The 2,018-nt window shown below is 74.9% G+C and carries 2 protein-coding genes; both read left to right on the top strand.

Annotated elements, in window-relative coordinates; all coding sequences use genetic code 11:
* Positions 1-54 precede the first annotated feature (54 nt).
* Positions 55-723, top strand: a complete 669-nt coding sequence (locus tag DKL51_RS31560) for a hypothetical protein (protein ID WP_109944162.1) — start codon at positions 55-57, stop codon at positions 721-723.
* A 306-nt stretch (positions 724-1,029) separates the two neighbouring features.
* Complete coding sequence (locus DKL51_RS31555; protein ID WP_109944163.1) at positions 1,030-1,869, top strand: PSP1 domain-containing protein; 840 nt, start codon at positions 1,030-1,032, stop codon at positions 1,867-1,869.
* Positions 1,870-2,018 lie beyond the last annotated feature (149 nt).

Below are 2,018 nucleotides of genomic sequence, written 5' to 3'. Positions count from 1 at the left end.
CCGGTACGCCGACACCGACGACACCGCCGGGCGACGGCTGACCCGGGAGGCCTGATGGACGCCCTGGACCGTCTCGCCGAGCCCGGGCTGGATCTGCTCGCCCGGGTCGACACGCTGCTCGCCGCCGGCGCACCGGACGGGCACCGGCTCTGGCCGCTGCTGCGCCGAATGCAGGTGCTGCCCGGCGACGCCGTGCGCCAGTTCCTCGACCTCCACCCGGCGCCGCTGGCGACCGCCGGTGACGCGGTGCGCCGTCTCGTCCGGGGGTACGACGACGCCTCCGCCGCCCTGAGCGACCCGGTCGCCTGGTCGGGGCCGGCCGCCGCCGCGTACGACGAGGCGCGGGTGGCCCTGCTGCGGCACCTCGACGAGGGGCCGGAGAGCCTGGTCGGGCGGCTGGAGTCCACCGCCGGGTACGCCGACGCGCTGGCCGACTGGGTGGAGGGAAGCCGGCTCGCCCTGGCCCGGGCCCTGGCCGACGTGCTGGGCTCGGCCGAGGCGGTCATCGTGCACGGCGCCGCCCGGTCGCCGAGGGGCGACGGTTCCGCCGGGGCGCTGGCGGCGGCCGAGATCGCGGCCCGGGTGCTCGCGGTGCTCGGTGTGGCGTACGACGGTGCCGAGACGCTGCTGCGGCAGTGGTCGCCGAGCCTGGCCGAGACGACCTGGCGGGAGCGGACGCCGAGCGCGCCCCGGTACGACGCCCCGACCCGGATCGGCCCCTGAAGCCCGTTCCGTGCGCGCCGAGGCCCCGGGCACGGTCCACGGCGCCGCGCACAGAGTCGGTGTGACCGGGCTCCGGCGGCGGCGCCGTGGCTTTCCCCTGCACCCCCCGCAGGTCTGGTTTCACTCAACGCCGCCCGCGGCCGTTTGTCCCCGGTGCCGGGCAGGTTTCAACCGTCCGGTCGAGGATCAACGACACAACGGGCCGGTGCCGGTCGGTCGAGTCGACGACCGTGAATCGCTGCGCCGGGTGACGGTCCGGCAACGGCCGGCCGGGCCGGGACCGGCGGCGCGACGTAGGGTGAGGGCATGGGCATGCTCTGCGCGGTCAGCTTCAACCGGTACGGGCGCCTCTACTACCTGGACCCGGGCGAGCTGCGCCCGCAGGTGGGCGACCGGGTGCTGGTGCCCACGGACGACGGCCCCGAGGTGGCCGAGTGCGTCTGGGCGGCGCAGTGGGTCTCGGAGGACACTGACGGCTTTCCGAAGCTGGCCGGGCTGGCCCAGGAGGAGGATCTGCGCCGCGACGACCTGCTGCGCCGGCGCAAGGCCGAGGCGAAGGTCGCTGCGAAGCGGCTGATCCGCGAGCACGGCCTGCCGATGAAGGTGGTGGCCGTCGACCACGTGCTCGGCAGTCCGGAGACGGGCAGCGACCGGACCACCGTCTACTTCACCGCGCCGCACCGGGTGGACTTCCGGTCGCTGGTGCGGGACCTCGGGGCGACCCTGCACTGCCGGGTGGAGCTGCGGCAGCTCTCCGCCCGGGACTCGGCGCGGGTGCAGGGCGGGATCGGCTCCTGCGGCCGGGACCTGTGCTGCGCCACCTTCCTCACCGACTTCGAGCCGGTCACCATCCGGATGGCCAAGGACCAGGATCTGCCGCCCAACCCGATGCGCATCTCCGGCGCGTGCGGCCGGCTGATGTGTTGCCTGAAGTACGAGCACCCGCTGTACCAGCGGTTCCAGGAGTCCGCCCCGGCGATCGGCAGCCGTGTCTCCACGCCGGAGGGCGAGGGCCGGGTGGTCGGCCACAGCGTCCCCCGCGACTCGGTCACCGTCCGGCTGGACGCGGACGGCTCCCGCTGCTCGTGCAGCCGCGCCTCGGTCTGCGGCCCCCGCCAGGCCCACGACCAGCACTACACCGCCTGACCCCCCTCCCGGTCCGGGTGCCGTCGTTGACCATGAAGTTGACGGCGGAGTTGATCGCCCCACGTGCCGCCAACTCCATGATCAGCATGCGGATCTGGGTCAGCGCAGGGTGATGGGGGGTTCGGCCAGGCGGGGGCCGCAGACCGAGG

This window comes from Micromonospora globispora, assembly GCF_003857015.1.
Taxonomy (GTDB): domain Bacteria; phylum Actinomycetota; class Actinomycetes; order Mycobacteriales; family Micromonosporaceae; genus Micromonospora; species Micromonospora globispora.
The sequence above is the reverse complement of the archived record's forward strand: the minus strand, read 5'-3'. Positions and strand labels throughout refer to the sequence as shown.

What these genes read in the sequence shown, in the direction of transcription:
- DKL51_RS31560 (WP_109944162.1), top strand. Translation starts at nt 55, where the DNA reads ATGGACGCCCTGGACCGTCTCGCCGAGCCCGGGCTGGATCTGCTCGCC.
- DKL51_RS31555 (WP_109944163.1), top strand. Translation starts at nt 1,030, where the DNA reads ATGGGCATGCTCTGCGCGGTCAGCTTCAACCGGTACGGGCGCCTCTAC.